Source organism: Agrobacterium sp. GW821-FHT02D03 (assembly GCF_059421725.1).
Genome location: NZ_JBWKVN010000001.1, coordinates 1222413 through 1238513 on the forward strand (window position 1 = coordinate 1222413; position 16101 = coordinate 1238513).

At 58.7% G+C, this 16101-nt stretch carries 16 protein-coding genes; 9 read left to right on the forward strand and 7 right to left on the reverse strand.

What is annotated here, in order from left to right; translation table 11 throughout:
- Positions 1-27 precede the first annotated feature (27 nt).
- The 5 genes from AC07U5_RS05675 to AC07U5_RS05695 form a co-directional block, all read right to left on the reverse strand.
- Positions 28-1086: an ABC transporter ATP-binding protein gene (locus AC07U5_RS05675; protein ID WP_111846888.1), complete on the reverse strand. Its 1059-nt coding sequence runs from the start codon at positions 1084-1086 to the stop codon at positions 28-30.
- Positions 1087-1095: 9 nt separating this feature from the next.
- Positions 1096-1878 (reverse strand): ABC transporter permease, encoded by a 783-nt coding sequence (locus tag AC07U5_RS05680; RefSeq protein ID WP_062426477.1) that lies wholly within the window; start codon positions 1876-1878, stop codon positions 1096-1098.
- The gene (locus tag AC07U5_RS05685) at positions 1875-2765 is read right to left on the reverse strand and encodes an ABC transporter permease (protein ID WP_062426478.1); all 891 of its coding nucleotides are present in this window, start codon (positions 2763-2765) and stop codon (positions 1875-1877) included. The genes AC07U5_RS05680 and AC07U5_RS05685 overlap by 4 nt, the downstream gene beginning before the upstream one ends.
- Positions 2766-2861: 96 nt before the next feature.
- Positions 2862-3968 carry an ABC transporter substrate-binding protein gene (locus tag AC07U5_RS05690; protein WP_443276427.1) on the reverse strand — a complete coding sequence of 369 codons (1107 nt, stop codon included), beginning with the start codon at positions 3966-3968 and terminating at the stop codon, positions 2862-2864.
- A 226-nt stretch (positions 3969-4194) separates the two neighbouring features.
- Positions 4195-5076 (reverse strand): MurR/RpiR family transcriptional regulator, encoded by an 882-nt coding sequence (locus tag AC07U5_RS05695; RefSeq protein WP_062426480.1) that lies wholly within the window; start codon positions 5074-5076, stop codon positions 4195-4197.
- Positions 5077-5253: 177 nt separating this feature from the next.
- On the opposite strand from AC07U5_RS05695, the gene AC07U5_RS05700 reads away from it, so the two are divergent.
- The 7 genes from AC07U5_RS05700 (at position 5254) to AC07U5_RS05730 (ending at position 13195) form a co-directional block, all read left to right on the forward strand.
- Positions 5254-6027, forward strand: a complete 774-nt coding sequence (locus tag AC07U5_RS05700; protein WP_443276429.1) for an N-formylglutamate amidohydrolase — start codon at positions 5254-5256, stop codon at positions 6025-6027.
- Positions 6028-6221: 194 nt separating this feature from the next.
- Positions 6222-7736 carry an amino acid permease gene (locus AC07U5_RS05705; RefSeq protein ID WP_112360340.1) on the forward strand — a complete coding sequence of 505 codons (1515 nt, stop codon included), beginning with the start codon at positions 6222-6224 and terminating at the stop codon, positions 7734-7736.
- 72 nt (positions 7737-7808) lie between these two features.
- Positions 7809-9176 (forward strand): glutamine synthetase family protein, encoded by a 1368-nt coding sequence (locus AC07U5_RS05710; protein ID WP_062426482.1) that lies wholly within the window; start codon positions 7809-7811, stop codon positions 9174-9176.
- 17 nt (positions 9177-9193) lie between these two features.
- A complete protein-coding gene (locus AC07U5_RS05715) occupies positions 9194-10582 on the forward strand; it encodes an aldehyde dehydrogenase family protein (RefSeq protein WP_494722513.1) in 1389 nt (462 codons plus the stop codon).
- The gene (locus AC07U5_RS05720) at positions 10579-11724 is read left to right on the forward strand and encodes an iron-containing alcohol dehydrogenase (protein WP_062426484.1); all 1146 of its coding nucleotides are present in this window, start codon (positions 10579-10581) and stop codon (positions 11722-11724) included. The genes AC07U5_RS05715 and AC07U5_RS05720 overlap by 4 nt, the downstream gene beginning before the upstream one ends.
- 131 nt (positions 11725-11855) lie before the next feature.
- Positions 11856-12332, forward strand: coding sequence for a VOC family protein (locus AC07U5_RS05725; RefSeq protein ID WP_112521408.1), 477 nt, complete (start codon positions 11856-11858; stop codon positions 12330-12332).
- Between the two features lie 152 nt (positions 12333-12484).
- Complete coding sequence (locus AC07U5_RS05730) at positions 12485-13195, forward strand: ParA family protein (RefSeq protein WP_112521410.1); 711 nt, start codon at positions 12485-12487, stop codon at positions 13193-13195.
- A 91-nt stretch (positions 13196-13286) separates the two neighbouring features.
- Here the strand turns inward: AC07U5_RS05730 and AC07U5_RS05735 are convergent, their stop codons facing one another.
- Together AC07U5_RS05735 and AC07U5_RS05740 are read right to left on the reverse strand one after the other, a co-directional pair.
- A complete protein-coding gene (locus AC07U5_RS05735) occupies positions 13287-13682 on the reverse strand; it encodes a helix-turn-helix domain-containing protein (RefSeq protein ID WP_494722514.1) in 396 nt (131 codons plus the stop codon).
- Complete coding sequence (locus AC07U5_RS05740; RefSeq protein ID WP_494722515.1) at positions 13682-13978, reverse strand: type II toxin-antitoxin system HigB family toxin; 297 nt, start codon at positions 13976-13978, stop codon at positions 13682-13684. The genes AC07U5_RS05735 and AC07U5_RS05740 overlap by 1 nt, the downstream gene beginning before the upstream one ends.
- Before the next feature lie 166 nt (positions 13979-14144).
- On the opposite strand from AC07U5_RS05740, the gene AC07U5_RS05745 reads away from it, so the two are divergent.
- Together AC07U5_RS05745 and AC07U5_RS05750 are read left to right on the forward strand one after the other, a co-directional pair.
- Complete coding sequence (locus tag AC07U5_RS05745; protein WP_494722516.1) at positions 14145-14765, forward strand: TetR/AcrR family transcriptional regulator; 621 nt, start codon at positions 14145-14147, stop codon at positions 14763-14765.
- Between the two features lie 48 nt (positions 14766-14813).
- Positions 14814-16043 (forward strand): MFS transporter, encoded by a 1230-nt coding sequence (locus AC07U5_RS05750; protein WP_116492191.1) that lies wholly within the window; start codon positions 14814-14816, stop codon positions 16041-16043.
- Positions 16044-16101 lie beyond the last annotated feature (58 nt).

A 16101-nucleotide genomic window follows, 5' to 3' on the forward strand; every position in this document is an offset into this window, starting at 1 on the left:
CCGGTTTTTCGGCCCCGAAACAGTGCGCTACTCTGCTACAATCATCAAATCTTCTGATGCAAAGTGCAGCGTGATCCGCTCGCCAATGGCAGGTGGCGCCGTGCCGGGATCGTTGAACATGTCGAAGGAAAGCACGCTGCCGCCGACATCGATACGGGTTCGGATGACCGAGCCGAGGAAGTGGCTTGAGGTAACGACGCCGGAAATGGCGACATCGCCCTTGGCGCTTTCTGCAAGCGATCCTGCTTCCGGACGAAGCGCAACGGTGACCTTTTCGCCATTGGCTTTTGCAAGCGGTTTTTGCAGCGATACTTTCTGATCGCCGATCAGAATCGTGCTCGTCGTTGCATCGACAACGGTGGCATCGATCAGGTTCAGCGTGCCGACGAAGGAGGCGACGAAGCGGGTGGCTGGGTTGTTGTAGATCTCGAAGGGCGAGCCGATCTGGTCGGCGCGTCCGGCATTCATCACCACGATGCGGTCGGAAATCGACAGGGCTTCTTCCTGGTCATGGGTGACGAAGATGGTGGTGATGCCGAGTTTGCGCTGGATCTGACGGATTTCCTCGCGAAGCGACACGCGGATCTTGGCGTCGAGGGCGGAAAGCGGTTCATCGAGAAGCAGGACTTCCGGCTTCGGCGCCAGCGCGCGGGCCAGCGCAACGCGCTGCTGCTGGCCGCCGGACATCTGGAAGGGATAACGGTCTGCCAGATGTTCAAGATGGATGAGCGCCAGCATTTCCTTGACGCGCGCATCGATTTCCGACCTTGGCTTGCCCGCGACCTTGAGGCCGAAGGCGACGTTTTCGCGGACATTCATGTTGGGAAACAGCGCATATGCCTGGAACACCATACCGATATTGCGCTGATTGGGTCGAAGTGTCGTCTGGTCCTTGCCATTGATGACGATGGCGCCATCGCTTGGCGTCTCGAAGCCCGCGATCATGCGCAGGACCGTCGTCTTGCCGCAACCGGATGGGCCGAGGAAGGAAACGAATTCGCCCTTCTCGATGGCCATGTTGAAGTCATGCACGACCTGCACCGGACCAAAGGACTTCTTAATGTGCGTGAGTGTCAAAAAGCTCATGTAAAATCCTCAGGCCTTGGGAGGCGCGCCCTTCTGGTAGCGGGAGACGAGTTGGATGAGACCGAGGCAACCCCAGGTGATGCCGAATGAAATCACGGCAAGGGCAGCAGGCTCGTAAGCACGGTTCGCGCCGAGAAGCTGCATGTAGGGGCCGAAGGCCGGTCGGTTCAAAAGCGCCGCCATGGTAAACTCACCGATGACGATGGCAAAGGTCAGGAAGGCGCCAGATAGGACGGCGACAAGGACGTTCGGCAGGATGATGCGGGCAAGAATGGTCGTCCAGCCGGCGCCAAGGCTTTGCGCCGCTTCCGTCAGCGTGCCGATATCGATGGTACGCAGACCCGTATCGACGGCGCGGTACATATAAGGCAGCGCAAGCGTCGTGTAACCGAACATCAACAGCAGGTTGGTACCGGAGGTCGTACCCGTCAGAGGCAGCCAGCTCGAGGTGTTGTAAAGGCGGATATAGCCGAAGACGATGACGATGGCGGGGATGACGAGTGGCAACAGCGTGATGAATTCGATCACGGGGCGCAGCGTCGGCAGTTTCAGCCGCACCCAATAGGCGGTTGGCACCACAAGCAGCACGCCGAAGACGATGGTGACGAGCGCCATGATGACCGAGTAGGTGAAGGTCTCCTGAAAGCGCGGATCGCTCAATACCACGGCATAGGCATCGAAGGAGTATACGCCGCGCCGCATCTTCAACGAGAAGTTGGTCATGCCGATCAGCGGCAGGGCAAAATATAGGATGCCGAAGAGGAGGGCGCCCCAGGCAAAAATCCGCTTCATTTCAGCCACCTCTCACTGCGCGTGCGCATCCAGATGTACAGCGTGTTGGCGATACAGGTGACGATGATCATGCCGAAGGCCAGCGCATAGCCAAGATTGGGGTTGCCGAGAACGTCACCACGAATCTGGGCGAAGAGCAGGATCGGAACGATGTTGAGCGAGGAGCCGGTGAGCGCAATCGCGGTTGCGACGGCGCCGAAGGCGTTGGCGAAGAGGAGCGAGAAGGTGCCAAGGATCGATGGCAGCAGGATGGGAAACGCCACCATGCGCCAATATTGCCAGCCGCTGGCGCCGAGAATTTCGGCCGCCTCGCGCCATTCGCGCTTAAGACCGTCGAGGGCCGGCGTGATGATGAGGATCATCAGCGGGATCTGAAAGAACAGGTAGGTAATCGTCAGGCCCCAAAAGGACAGAATATTGAAGCCCATCACGCGCAGGTCGATGCCGAGCTGGGTCTTGAGGAACAGCGTCACGAGGCCGACCGGGCCGAGTGTGGCAATGAAGGCGAAGGCGAGCGGCACGCCAGCAAATTGCGAGGCAACACCAGAAAAGGTCAAAAGCGGCGCACGTATTTTCTGCGGCAAGCCGCCCAGCACGACGGCGGAGGCCACGGCAAAGCCAATCAGACAGCCGAGAGCTGCCGAGGCAACGCTGATCTTGATCGATATCCAGTAGGCCGCGAGAATGGAGGGCGTGAAAAGCCCGATGATGTTGTCAAAGGTGAAGCTGCCGTCCGGGCTCTGAAACGCGCCGATGACGATCTTCATCGTCGGCATGATCAGGAAAAGCAGGACAAAAATGGCGAAAGGCAAAATGCCGAGCCATTCGAGCTTCGGCCGATAGCGCCGTTTCACCGGCAGTGCTGTGCCAGTATCTGCTGATGACATGCTGTCCCCAATGCCGCGATCATCGCGGTCTCGTTCTTTATGTGCAGCAGGCCGCCCCGGAGTTTTCATGCCGGGGCAGCCATTGGTCTTTACGTCTTACTTGACGTTCGCGCCGACAACCTTGTCCCAGCCGCCGGTAACCGCTGCCTTGTTGGCATCGACATCTTCCAGCGTCGGGAAGGTGGCCTTTTCATAGGCTGCCGGAGGCGGCAGGGCGTCGAGAAGGTCCTTCGGGATCTTGTTCGCCTTGGCCATGGCATTGAAGCGGATCGGATGGCAGAAGCCCTTGAGCCAGCCGAGCTGACCGTCGTCGGAGTAGAGGTGCTCCATCCACAGCTTCGCAGCATTCGGATGCGGTGCATAGGCAGAGATGCCCTGCACGTAGACGCCAGCCAGAACGCCCTTTTCAGGAACGACGACTTCCGTCGGCGGGTTGCCGTTCAGCGTCTTTGCCCAGCCGAGAGCGTTGTAGTCCCAGGCAATCACGATTGGCGTCGCACCCTGTGCCAGCGTACCGGCCTTGCCGATGACGGGGACGAAGTTGCCAGCCTTGTTGAGGTCGGCGAAGTACTTCAGACCGGCTTCGCCAGCTTCCTTGCCGTCCTTGGCGCCCGTGGAGAGGCCAGCGGCGAGAACGCCGAGGATCGCCTGGTTGGAGGCGCGTGGGTCGCCAGCAAGCGCAACCTGGCCGGCATATTCTGGCTTCAGAAGATCAGACCAGTCCTTCGGCGAATTGCTGACGAGGTCCTTGTTCACGAAGAAGGACATGACGCCGTAATAGTCGCCGTACCAGTAGCCTTCGGCATCCTTGACGTTGTCTGGAATTTCGTCCCAGGTGGAGACCTTGTAAGGCTGCAGAAGGCCTTCCTTCTTTGCCTGCGGACCGAAGGCCAGACCAACGTCGATCACGTCAGGCGCCTGCGGGCCCTTGTTGTCCTTGTTGGCCTTGATGGCTTCGATTTCGTCGGCCGAGCCCGCGTCTGGGTTCAGCTCGTTTACCTGAATTTCCGGGTACTTAGCCTTGAAAGACGCGATGACGTCGCCGTATCCACACCAGTCGTGCGGCAGGGCGATGGTCGTCAGCATGCCTTCTTTCTTGGCAGCTGCGATGAGTTCTTCGCTTGGTGCTGCCGTGGCGATTGCCGTGGTGGCAAGCACGATTGCGGTGGTAAGCGAAAGCAGTCGGCGGCTGTGCGAGATCACTTTGGTTCTCCTCTTCGTGTCTCATGCGTCGGCGGACGCTGTACGTGGCTTGCATGAATGTGATGTGACGGTTGTAAGGGTGCTCATCGCGGTCACGCTAGCCCCGTTTGGGCCTCCTCGCCATCATTACGTCACTTTTTTGTCATGTTGCGGTGTGTGCGACATTTGTCGTTCTGCTTGCGTCTTCTCCCTTTTGTCCCTCAGTCGGTTTCGATCGTCCGGCTTGTCACCCTCGATCGGGTTTTCTGAACAGGCGTGTCTGTTCGAAAAGGCCCTCAAGCGCGTTCATGCGCTGGCGGGTCTCGTCCCATCCATTGCTCTGCACCGCCTCGATCAACGCTTCGACGACGAAGAGCGTGACGACGGAGCTGTCCCATGCGGATGGCGCTTCGATCTTCACTCGGAAGGTGTGTTTGGCAAAGCGGGAGACAGGCGATGTCCACTGGTCGGTGAACAGAAGAATGCTGACATCGTTGTCATGCGCCACCTGGGCCAGCGTCACCATATCCTGCTCGTAGCGACGGATATCGAAGATCACCAGCACGTCTCCGGCGCTCATGTTCAGCATATATTGCGGCCATGAGCTGGAGTTGGACGACATCAACGCCGTCTTCGGGCGAATGACCTGCATATGGGTGAAGAAATATTCCGCAATCGCGCCGGTGATGCGCCCGCCGACGAAATAGATGCCGCGCTTCCGGTCCGAAAGCAATGCGGCCGCATTGTCGAAATCGGCCGTGTCCAGATCGCTCAGCGTGTCGCGCAGATTGTTGGTGATGGCAGCGGCGAAGCGATTGAGGATATGCAAGCCCGGCGCGTTGCTTGCCCATCTGTCATGCTTGGCAATCGGGTTGGAAATGGTGGCTTCCAGCTCCTGGTGAAGGCTTGCCTGAAATTCAGGGTAACCCTTGTAGCCGAGCTTTTGCACCATGCGGGCAACGGTCGGGGTGGAGACGCCGGCATTTTCCGCAACGGTGGTGATACTGCCGAGACCGGATACGGGGTAGTTCGCGAGCAGGCTCTCCGCGAGCTGCCTTTCGGCGCGCGTCAAACCCTCATAGTGGGTCTGGATGACCTCCGACACCGTCGCAGACGACGTGTTGCTCAAATTCTTCCCCTTTTCCGGTTTTGTCACCGGGTTTTGCGCAAGATTAAGATACGCAGCTACGCCGGAGTCAATCGGAAAAATGAAGAGAAAATTTCAAAAATCCATTTGACACTTCGGGATATGTGAAGAATTCTCTTCGCGTCGTTGGGGAACGGCAAAACCAGATGGGGTACGACCATGACGGTTCGTTCGCAATTTTTCCACGCCGACGAAGGTGACGCAGTCGCGGTGGAAAACGAAACGGGGAAAAGCCGGGTGCTGCTCGTCTGCGAGCACGCCTCGAAAACGCTTCCCGCCCGTTATGGCGATCTCGGTCTGACCGAGGATGTCTTGTCGAGCCATATCGCCTGGGACCCCGGCGCGCTTGCGGTGGCGCGTCTTCTTTCCGAGAAGCTCGATGCGACGCTCGTCTTTCAACGTTTTTCACGACTGATCTATGACTGCAATCGTCCGCCGGAATCGGCCTCCGCCATGCCGGTCGTAAGCGAGATCTATGACATTCCGGGCAACGCAGACGTGGATGAGGCCGAACGGTTTCTCCGAACTGCTGCCCTTTACGTCCCGTTCCATGAAGCCGTGTCCAGCCTCGTGGAAAAGCGGAAGATCCTCGGCATCGAGAGCGTCATCGTGACCATTCACAGTTTTACGCCGGTCTATCACGGGCGGGTGCGCGAGGTGGAAATCGGCATCCTGCACGACAGGGACTCGCGTCTGGCCGATGCGATGCTCGCCGACCGGGAAGCGGCCTCTTTCAAGGTTGAGCGCAATGAGCCCTACGGGCCGGAAGACGGCGTAACCCACACGCTTCGTCTGCACGCGCTGCCGGAGGGTCTGTTGAATGTCATGATCGAAGTTCGCAACGATCTCATCGCGGACGAGGCGGGACAGCGTGCCGCCGCCGACTATTTGGGTGAAAGCCTCGAAAGAGCGCTTGCCAGCATAGGAGACTAGACTTGCATGTCGGCAGGTTACCCTGCCGAAGATAATGTGCCGTGTGGTCCAGAACGCCAAAAATGGTGCGCGCCAGACGGGATAGGGAACAGCAGATGCATGCGGCCGGTGGGAAGGTCCCGCCAGCCGAACTGGGGCAAAATCGGCCAATCCGGCTGACTGCCTGCTTTTTTCTTGATCAGGAGAGACAAGGCATGGACAGTTCATCATCCGGCGTCAGCTATAAAAAGGCAGACGCATCCTATTTCGAAAAGCGTGGACTATCGCGTTACGCGGGCGTCTGGTCGCTGTGGGCGCTCGGCGTCGGCGCCGTCATTTCCGGACATTTTTCCGGCTGGAATTTCGGCTTTGCGACCGGCGGTTGGGGCGGCATGCTGGTGGCGGGTATTATCATCGCCATCATGTATCTGGGCCTGACCTTTTCCATTGCGGAAATGAGCCCGGCGCTGCCGCACACCGGTGCGGCTTACTCTTTTGCGCGTACTGCGATGGGACCCTGGGGCGGCTTCATTACCGGGCTCTGCGAGAATGTCGAATATGTTCTGACCCCCGCCGTCATCGTCACTTTCATCACGGCCTATGTGAATTCCATCCTCGGGCTCGATCCAGCCTATTCGCCGCTTCTGTGGGTGTTGTTCTACATCATCTTCCTGGCGCTCAACGTCTTCGGGCTTGAGCTCTCCTTCAAGGTGACATTGGTCATCACGCTGATCTCGCTCGGCGTTCTGGTGTTTTTCTGGATCAGCGCCATTCCCAACATCGATTTCTCCCGCTGGGCGCTGAATATCGGCGTCGGACCGGATGGCAAGGCGGTCGAACTGCCGGAGGGCAATGGCTCCTTCTTCCCGTTCGGCATTTCCGGCGTTCTGGCGACACTTCCATTTGCCGTCTGGCTGTTCCTGGCGATCGAACAGTTGCCGCTGGCAGCCGAAGAGTCGGTCGATCCCAAGCGCGACATGCCGAAGGGCATCATTCTTGGCATCATCACGCTGATGGTGTCCGCCTTCATGATCGTGCTGCTTAATCCATCGCTTCCGGGCGTCGGCGCATTCCACCTCAGTTCGGCGCTGGAGCCGCTGCTGGATGGCTTCAAGGCCGTCTATGGCGATAGCGGCGTGGTGTTGCTGGGTCTGGTGGCTTTGACCGGCCTCATCGCCAGCTTCCATACCATCCTTTATGCACAGGGGCGGCAGATCTATTCACTCTCTCGCGCCGGCTATTTCCCGACAGCATTGTCCATCACCCACTCCAAGTTCAAGACACCGCATGTCGCCATGCTCACGGGTGCGATCGTCGGCTTGGGCGTCATGATGATCATCTGGTTCGCACTCGGTGCGGAGCAGGGAGGCAGCATCATCGGCAGCGTGTTGCTGAACATGGCCGTGTTCGGCGCGATGTTCTCCTACATCATGCAGGCGATCTCCTTCATTCTGCTGCGCAAAAACCTGCCGCATATCGAACGGCCGTTCCGTTCGCCACTTGGCGTGCCAGGGGCGGTGCTCACCATCATCATCGCCGTCGTGACACTGCTTTATCAGGTGCAGGACCCGAACTTCACCAAGGGCGTGTTGTGGGTGGCGATCTGGTTTGCCGTGGCGATCGCCTATTTCGCCATCATCGGTCGCCATCGCCTTATCCTCTCGCCGGAGGAGGAGTTTGCGATGGAGCACAAGCAAGCCGCACTCAAAGCGTCTGCCGCGAAAGCCTGACGATCAAAAAGAGAAGGGCGGCGCTATTAGGGCCGCCCTTTGACAAAAACCAACATAGGGAACAACGAGATCATGACGACCTACACATTCGACGAGTTGAAGAAGGATGTCGCCGAAGGGCGCATCGACACGGTTCTGGCGTGCCTCGTGGATATGCAGGGTCGCCTGATGGGCAAGCGGTTCCAGGGGCAATTCTTTGTCGAGAGTGCGTATGATGAAACGCATTGCTGTAACTATCTGCTCGCCACCGACATGGAGATGGAGACCGTTCCCGGTTATAGAGCCACGAGCTGGGAGAAAGGCTACGGTGACTACACGCTGAAGCCGGACATGGCGACGCTGCGTCGGGTGCCTTGGCTGGAAGGAACAGCGCTGGTTATCTGCGATGCCTATGATCATCACACCCATGCCGAAGTGCCGCATTCGCCGCGTGCGATGCTGAAAAGCCAGGTGGCCCGGCTCGAGGCCATGGGGCTGAAAGCCTATATGGCAAGCGAGCTTGAGTTTTTCCTCTTCGACCAGAGTTTCGAGTCGGTACGTGCCAGCGGCTATCGCAACCTCAATCCGGCCAGCGCCTACAATGAGGATTACCACATCTTCCAGACCACGAAGGAAGAAGAGGTGATGCGCGCCATCCGCAACGGTCTGCAAGGGGCTGGCATTCCGGTGGAAAACACCAAGGGAGAAGCTTCCGCCGGACAGGAAGAAATCAACGTGCGCTACGCCGACGCACTGACGATGGCTGACCGCCATGCCATCATCAAGAATGCCACCAAGGAGATCGCCTGGTCCAAAGGCAAGTCCGTGACCTTCCTTGCCAAGTGGAACTATAGCGCCGCTGGCAGTTCCTCGCACATTCACCAGTCTCTCTGGAGCCTGGATGGCAAGACATCGAAGTTCTTCGATAAGGACGCCGATCACGGCATGTCTGAGATGATGAAGCATTATGTGGCGGGGCTTCTGGCGCATGCCAGCGAGATCACCTATTTCCTTGCGCCGTATATCAACTCCTACAAGCGTTACATGGCCGGCACATTTGCGCCGACCAAGGCGGTCTGGAGCATGGACAACCGTACGGCCGGCTATCGTCTGTGCGGCGACGGCACCAAGGGCATCCGCATCGAGTGCCGTGTGGGCGGCTCCGATCTCAATCCGCATCTTGCCATGGCCGCACTGCTTGCGGCCGGCATTGACGGCATCGAGAAGAAGATGGAACTTGAGCCGCAATTCGTCGGCGACGCCTATGGCGGCAAGGAAGTTCGGGAGATCCCGAAAACGCTTCGCGACGCCACGGATCACCTGAACGGTTCCGCCATGCTGCGCGGGGCTTTCGGGGACGACGTGATCGACCACTATGTGCGTGCTGCAAAGTGGGAACAGGAAGAATATGATCGCCGCGTGACCGACTGGGAAGTCGCGCGCGGTTTCGAAAGAGCATAACAGGCTAGGAACATATCATGGTCATGATCCAGAATATCTCGCCGATCGACGGCTCGGTCTATGCCGAACGGGAGGCGATGTCGCTGGATGCGGCGCGCGGCGCCGTGTTGAAGGCGCGGGCTGCGCAAAAAGCGTGGGCACGCCGTCCTTTGGAAGAACGCGTTCAACTGGTTTTGAAGGGCGTGGCGCGCCTCAATGAGATGGTGGATGAGGTGGTGCCGGAACTGGCCCACATGATGGGCCGTCCGGTTCGCTATGGTGGGGAGTTCAAGGGCTTCAACGAACGTTCCAACTACGTCGCCTCGATTGCCGCCGACGCGCTCGCGCCGCTCGTTGTCGAGGATAGCGGCAATTTCGAACGCCGCATCGAGCGCGAAGCGCATGGTGTGGTCTTCGTCATCGCGCCGTGGAATTATCCCTATATGACGGCGATCAACACTGTGGCGCCAGCGCTTATGGCCGGCAACACCGTCGTCATCAAACATGCAGCGCAGACGCTTCTCGTCGGCGAGCGCATGGTGCGCGCTTTTGTCGAGGCGGGTGTTCCCGATGATGTGTTTGTGAATGTCTTCCTCGATCACCAGACAACGTCTGCACTGATCTCAGAAGGGCTGTTCAACTTCGTCAATTTCACCGGATCGGTGGAAGGCGGGCGCGCCATCGAGCGCGCGGCGGCTGGCACCTTTACCGGTCTTGGACTGGAGCTTGGCGGCAAGGACCCAGGCTATGTCATGGAAGATGCCGACCTCGATGCGGCGGTCGATACGCTGATGGATGGGGCGACCTATAATTCCGGCCAGTGCTGCTGCGGCATCGAGCGCATCTATGTCAACGAAGCGCTCTATGATGCCTTTGTCGAAAAGTCCGTGGCCTGGGTGTCCAACTACAAGCTTGGCAACCCGCTGGAGCAGGAAACGACGCTAGGCCCGATGGCCAACAAGCGTTTCGCCAAGGCGGTGCGCCAACAGGTGGCTGACGCTGTTGCGAAGGGCGCCAAGGCGCTCGTCGATCCGAAGCTCTTCGCCGCTGACGACGGCGAGAGTGCCTATGTTGCGCCGCAGGTGCTGATCGATGTCGATCACTCCATGGAGTTCATGACGGAAGAGACCTTTGGCCCAGCGGTCGGCATCATGAAGGTGAAGAATGACGAGGAAGCCATCCGGCTGATGAACGACAGCAGATACGGCCTGACCGCCTCGCTGTGGACCCAGGATGCCGGACGGGCAGGGCGCATCGGCCGCGAGATCGAAACGGGCACCGTCTTCATGAACCGTGCGGATTATCTCGATCCGGCGCTCTGCTGGACAGGCGTCAAGGAAACCGGACGCGGCGGTTCGCTCTCCGTCATCGGCTTCCAGAACCTGACTCGTCCAAAATCATACCATCTGAAGAAAGTCACGAAATGAACATCGTCGCAAACTGGAGCTATCCGACCCCCATCAAGCTCGGGCGTGGCCGCATCAAGGAACTGGCGGATGCCTGCAAGACGCTCGGCATCAAGAAGCCGCTTCTGGTGACGGATCGCGGTCTTGCCGGCATGGCGATCACCGGCCATGCGCTGGATATTCTTGACGAGGCTGGACTTGGCCGCGCGATCTTCTCCGACGTCGATCCGAACCCGAACGAGATCAATCTCGAGGCGGGTGTGAAGGCCTTCAAGGATGGCGGTCACGATGGCGTCGTGGCCTTCGGCGGCGGATCGGGTCTCGATCTCGGCAAGGCTGTCGCCTTCATGGCGGGGCAGACGCGGCCGGTCTGGGACTTTGAAGATGTCGGCGACTGGTGGACGCGTGCCAATTCCGATGGGATTGCACCGATCGTGGCGGTGCCGACGACGGCTGGAACGGGTTCTGAAGTGGGACGCGCCAGCGTCATTACCAACTCCAAGACCCATGTGAAGAAAATCATCTTCCATCCGAAATTCCTGCCGGGCGTCGTCATCTGCGATCCGGAACTGACCGTCGGCATGCCGAAGGTCATCACCGCGGGCACTGGAATGGATGCTTTTGCCCATTGCCTGGAAGCCTATTCGTCGCCTTTCTATCACCCGATGAGCCAGGGTATTGCCCTGGAAGGCATGCGGCTGATCAAGGAGTTCCTGCCTCGGGCTTACAAGGACGGCACGGATATCGAAGCGCGCACCAATATGATGACGGCAGCCGCCATGGGTGCTGTCTCCTTCCAAAAGGGTCTCGGCGCGATTCATTCGCTGTCGCATCCCATTGGTGCCGTCTACAACACCCATCACGGCATGACCAACGCTGTGGTGATGCCTGCCGTGCTGCGCTTCAACCGTCCGGCGATCGAAGACAAGATCGCGCGTGCGGCTGCCTATCTCGGGATCGAAAGTGGGTTCGATGGATTCTACGATTACGTGCTGGAGCTTCGCAAGGAGCTTGGCGTGCCTGAGAACCTCACGGCCATGGGCATCAAGCCGGATCGTATTGACGAGCTGACAGCTGAGGCGATCAAGGATCCAAGCTGCGGTGGTAACCCGGTCGAGATGACGCTGGAGAACACCAAGGCATTGTTCGAGGATTGTTTCTGATCGATGGAGGCGGCACGTCACGCGTCCCGCCTTGTCCATTTCCGGCCGATCCCAAAGTGCAGGCTCCATCCTCCAATATCGCCATATTCTTATAAACGCGCTATGATCCTTTCTCCACGGGAGGAAGGATCATGAGCAAGAATACGATCTGCATCTGGTACGACAAATACGCCGAGGCTGCGGCACGGTTCTATGCCGAGACTTTTCCGGACAGTTCGGTTGGCGCGGTTACGCGTGCGCCCGGCGATTATCCGAGTGGCAGCCAGGGTGACGTTCTGGTGGTGGAATTCACCGTCGCTGGCATCCCCTGCATCGGCCTGAATGGCGGCCCGACCTTCAAGCACAGCGAAGCGTTTTCCTTCCAAATATCAACCGAGGATCAGGCGGAGACCGACCGCTACTGGAACGCCATCGTTGGCAATGGCGGGCAGGAAAGCGAGTGCGGTTGGTGCAAGGACCGGTGGGGTATTTCCTGGCAGATCACGCCGCGCACGCTGCTCGAAGCGTTGGCTGCAGGCGGAGGGGAGGCCAAGCGTGCCTTCGCGGCGATGATGACGATGAAGAAAATCGATGTGGCGACGATCGAGGCTGCGCGCCGCGGCGACTGACCCTTGTCACCGGTATCGACCCAGGATGACGTCGTGCTGCTTCAGAGGTGTTTTCAATTTGTTAACCATATTGGTTAACACTCTATCAAGCACCATGCTTCGGTGCATTCCAGAGCATCGCATTACCAAGGCTCTGACATCTCGGGGTCACCATGACAGTCATCACATTCGCCAACACAAAGGGTGGGGCCGGCAAGACCACCGCGGTTCTTCTGCTCGCAACCGAACTGGCCCGCACAGGCCACCGCGTCACCGTTCTCGATGCCGACCCGCAGCTTTGGATTTCGCACTGGTTTGAAATCTCCGGCTCGATCAACAATCTCAGTGTCATATCAAACGTGACGATGGCCTCGCTGGAAGGCCATATTCGTGAGAACCGGTCCAACACCGACTGTTTCATCATCGATCTGCCTGGCACCAAAAGCCCGCTCTTGACGATGGCGCTCGGCATTTCAGATCATGTTCTGATCCCCGTGCAGGGTTCCGCCATGGACGCCCGCGGTGCAGCGGAGGTGCTTGACCATATGGCATTTCTCGACGCGAAGATGGGCCGAAAGATCGATCATTCCGTCGTGCTGACGCGCGTCAACGCCATGGTCAGCACGCGTGCGCTGCTTCAGGTGAAGATGCTGCTCGAAAGCCGCAACGTGCGTGTGCTCAACACACCGATTGCCGAACGTGCTGCCTTCCGCGACATCTTCGACCACGGCGGCACGATTGCCGCGCTGGACTGTCAGAAGGTCAGCAATGTCGACAAGGCGCTGGAGAATGTGCGCCTCTTCGCGGCCGAGGTGCTGGCTCTTCTCCCGGCACGTGTCGTTCGTTCTGGCCGGGATTTCAGGTTCGGCCGCAGGGCTGCATGATAGGCAACTGCGATGCAAGCTAGGGCGCTCACCGTCCTGGTTTGCCGTGCCCCTGTTATGATCGCTTCCACGACAACGGGGGTACTCTGACTTACGCCACGTCCCTTTGCTGGGCTGCGAGATGATAGGGCTTCACCAGACAATCTGCGGGAATGCCCCATTCCTTATGAAGCTTATAGATCATGTCTACGGTCAGGGCGCGCTTCTTGTTCAGCACTTCAGATGCGCGAGAGCGGGAGCCGAAAAGCGCGCCGAGATCCGACTGTGTCCGGCCGGTCATCTCCATATGCGACCTTATTAACTCCACCGGTTCAGGCGCATCGATCGGGTAGTGCGTATCTTCATAGGCTTCTATGAGAGCCGCCAGAATATCGAAGCGTTCCCCTTCAGGCGTTCCCCGTTCCGGCGGATTATCGAAGTAGGGTGAGACCTCGGCAATGGCCCATGCGAGGTCATGATTGTTCCTGATGGCGCGAATGTTATCCATTACACTGTCTCCGGGTTGATCTTGTCATATTCCTTGTGGGTGCCGATGAACTTTATCAGGACCCGTTTATACGCATACGCAACATGCACGATCAGTCGATATTTGTTTCCCGCGATGTCGAATATGATCCTGTTGTCCGAAACAAAATCGACCGGAACACCAAATGCGGCCTTTACGTCCGAGGGGCCAGTCCAGTCAGCTTTGCTGACAATCGCATGCCAAGTTCTCAGCGGCGTTTCAGCTTGAGATTGTTGCTCCCAAAAGGCCTTCAACGTTGATTTGGCGATGATCTGCATGCATCAACACGTAACACAAAGGGCACGCTCGGGCAAGAAAATTCCCAAATCGGGAACATTCTGTGGCCTTTTTGACAAGGGGAATTCTCTGTGAGGAGGCCATTCCATGACGAAGGCTGAAAACTTTTGCTTGATTTGGAAGCGACCATTTCCTATATTTCGATCCATGACAGAGATTGCGTCCTCAGCTTTACCCAATCGTCAGCGCGGCCGACCGCGCGAGTTCGATGTCGATACCGCCATCGACAGGGCAATTGGCGTATTTTCTGAGCGTGGTTTCCATGCGACCTCGGTGGGCGATCTGACGGAGGCGATGGAACTGACGCAGGGCAGTCTCTACAAGGCGTTCAAGGACAAGAAGGATATCTACATCGCTGCGGTCGAGCGCTATAAGCTGGTGCAGACGAAGCGGTTCGAGGCCAAGGTGCAGGCCGGTGAAAATGGGCGCGAAAGGCTGAGGGCGGCAATGGAGTTTTATGCCGGCAACTCGGCGGGCTCATCGGGTGAGCAGGGCTGCCTGATCGTCGGGGCTGCCGCCGATCTGGCGTCGCTGGATGCCGATGTGGCGCGCGTGGTGAGGAGCGCCATCGAGGCGCGCGAGAAGATACTGGCCCGCCTTGTGCGGGAAGGGCAGACGGATGGCTCTGTTACGGGTCGGGGCGATGCGGACGTTCTGGCCAAGACGGCACTCTGCCTGCTGTATGGAATGCGGGTAGTCGGCAAGACCGGCCCCTCACGGGAGGATATGTCTTCGGTCGTCGATGCCGCCATGCGCATTTTCGATTGATCTTTTGTTTAATTTGGAAATGATTGTTTCCTAATTTGGAGTGACGTTATGGCTTTAAAAGCTGTCGACACGAATGAAGCGGCGGCAGAGACGATGTCGTCCGCCATGATCTTCTTGCTGGCGAGTGCCTGTGGGCTCGTGGCAGCGAACATCTATTATGCGCAGCCCTTGGCAGGCGTGATCGGCCCTGAACTCGGCCTATCAGCGGCAGCGACTGGATTGATCGTGACGCTGACCCAAATCGGCTATGGTCTTGGCCTTCTGTTCGTCGTGCCGCTCGGCGATCTGGTGGAAAATCGCAAGCTGATCGTCGGCACCGTTGCGACTGCGGTTCTGGCTCTGATTGCCGCGGCGCTTGCGCCGCATGCCGGGCCCTTTCTGTTTGCAATGTTCCTCGTCGGCGTCAGTTCGGTGGCGGTACAGATGATCGTGCCGTTCGCCGCGCATATGACGCCGGCTGCGATCCGCGGACGGGTCGTCGGCAATGTCATGAGCGGCTTGATGGTCGGCATCATGCTGGCGCGCCCGGTCTCCAGTGTTCTCTCGGAGTTTGTTTCCTGGCGTGGCGTCTTCCTGGTCTCTGCTGTAGCGATGGGTATTCTGGCGATGGTGCTCTACCGGCAGCTGCCACGGCGCATGCCGGACGCGAAGCTGCCCTATCGCGCGCTTCTGGCATCCATGGCGGAGCTTGCGCGCACGACACCGATCCTGCAGCGGCGGTCAGCTTATCAGGCAGCGATGTTTGGCGCCTTCAGCCTGTTCTGGACGACCACGCCGCTTTATCTGAGCGGCCCGGCTTTCCAACTGACGCAGGGGCAAATTGCGCTCTTTGCCTTAGCGGGTGCGGCTGGTGCGATTGCGGCTCCCATCGCCGGACGCGTCGCGGATCGCGGCTGGACATGGGGGGCAACGCTCTTTGCGCTCATCACTGCTGCGACGTCTTTCCTCGTCACCCATATCGCACCGGAAGGATCAAATCTGTCTCTGGCGCTGCTCGTCGTCGCCGCCATCATCCTGGACTTTGCCGTCACCACCAATCTGGTGCTGAGCCAGCGTGCCATATTTGCGCTCGGCGCAGAGTTCCGCAGCCGCCTCAACGGCGTCTTCATGGCAACCTTCTTCATGGGTGGTGCGGTCGGATCGGCGCTTGGCGGCTGGGCCTATTCCCACGGACAGTGGACAGCGGCATCCTGGCTGGGTTTTGCCCTGCCGGTCATGGCTCTCGGCTTCTTTCTGACAGAGCGCAGAAGTGAACAGCGGGCAGTGAGAGTGGGCTGAGGCTTCGGCTGCTCTTGATCATCTGCTGAGTCAAACAAACCGCTCAAACGAAAAATCC

What these genes read in the sequence shown, in the direction of transcription:
- AC07U5_RS05675 (WP_111846888.1), bottom strand. Translation starts at nt 1,086, where the DNA reads ATGAGCTTTTTGACACTCACGCACATTAAGAAGTCCTTTGGTCCGGTG.
- AC07U5_RS05680 (WP_062426477.1), bottom strand. Translation starts at nt 1,878, where the DNA reads ATGAAGCGGATTTTTGCCTGGGGCGCCCTCCTCTTCGGCATCCTATAT.
- AC07U5_RS05685 (WP_062426478.1), bottom strand. Translation starts at nt 2,765, where the DNA reads ATGTCATCAGCAGATACTGGCACAGCACTGCCGGTGAAACGGCGCTAT.
- AC07U5_RS05700 (WP_443276429.1), top strand. Translation starts at nt 5,254, where the DNA reads ATGACGGTTCGTTCGCAATTTTTCCACGCCGACGAAGGTGACGCAGTC.
- AC07U5_RS05705 (WP_112360340.1), top strand. Translation starts at nt 6,222, where the DNA reads ATGGACAGTTCATCATCCGGCGTCAGCTATAAAAAGGCAGACGCATCC.
- AC07U5_RS05710 (WP_062426482.1), top strand. Translation starts at nt 7,809, where the DNA reads ATGACGACCTACACATTCGACGAGTTGAAGAAGGATGTCGCCGAAGGG.
- AC07U5_RS05715 (WP_494722513.1), top strand. Translation starts at nt 9,194, where the DNA reads ATGGTCATGATCCAGAATATCTCGCCGATCGACGGCTCGGTCTATGCC.
- AC07U5_RS05720 (WP_062426484.1), top strand. Translation starts at nt 10,579, where the DNA reads ATGAACATCGTCGCAAACTGGAGCTATCCGACCCCCATCAAGCTCGGG.
- AC07U5_RS05725 (WP_112521408.1), top strand. Translation starts at nt 11,856, where the DNA reads ATGAGCAAGAATACGATCTGCATCTGGTACGACAAATACGCCGAGGCT.
- AC07U5_RS05730 (WP_112521410.1), top strand. Translation starts at nt 12,485, where the DNA reads ATGACAGTCATCACATTCGCCAACACAAAGGGTGGGGCCGGCAAGACC.
- AC07U5_RS05735 (WP_494722514.1), bottom strand. Translation starts at nt 13,682, where the DNA reads ATGGATAACATTCGCGCCATCAGGAACAATCATGACCTCGCATGGGCC.
- AC07U5_RS05740 (WP_494722515.1), bottom strand. Translation starts at nt 13,978, where the DNA reads ATGCAGATCATCGCCAAATCAACGTTGAAGGCCTTTTGGGAGCAACAA.
- AC07U5_RS05745 (WP_494722516.1), top strand. Translation starts at nt 14,145, where the DNA reads ATGACAGAGATTGCGTCCTCAGCTTTACCCAATCGTCAGCGCGGCCGA.
- AC07U5_RS05750 (WP_116492191.1), top strand. Translation starts at nt 14,814, where the DNA reads ATGGCTTTAAAAGCTGTCGACACGAATGAAGCGGCGGCAGAGACGATG.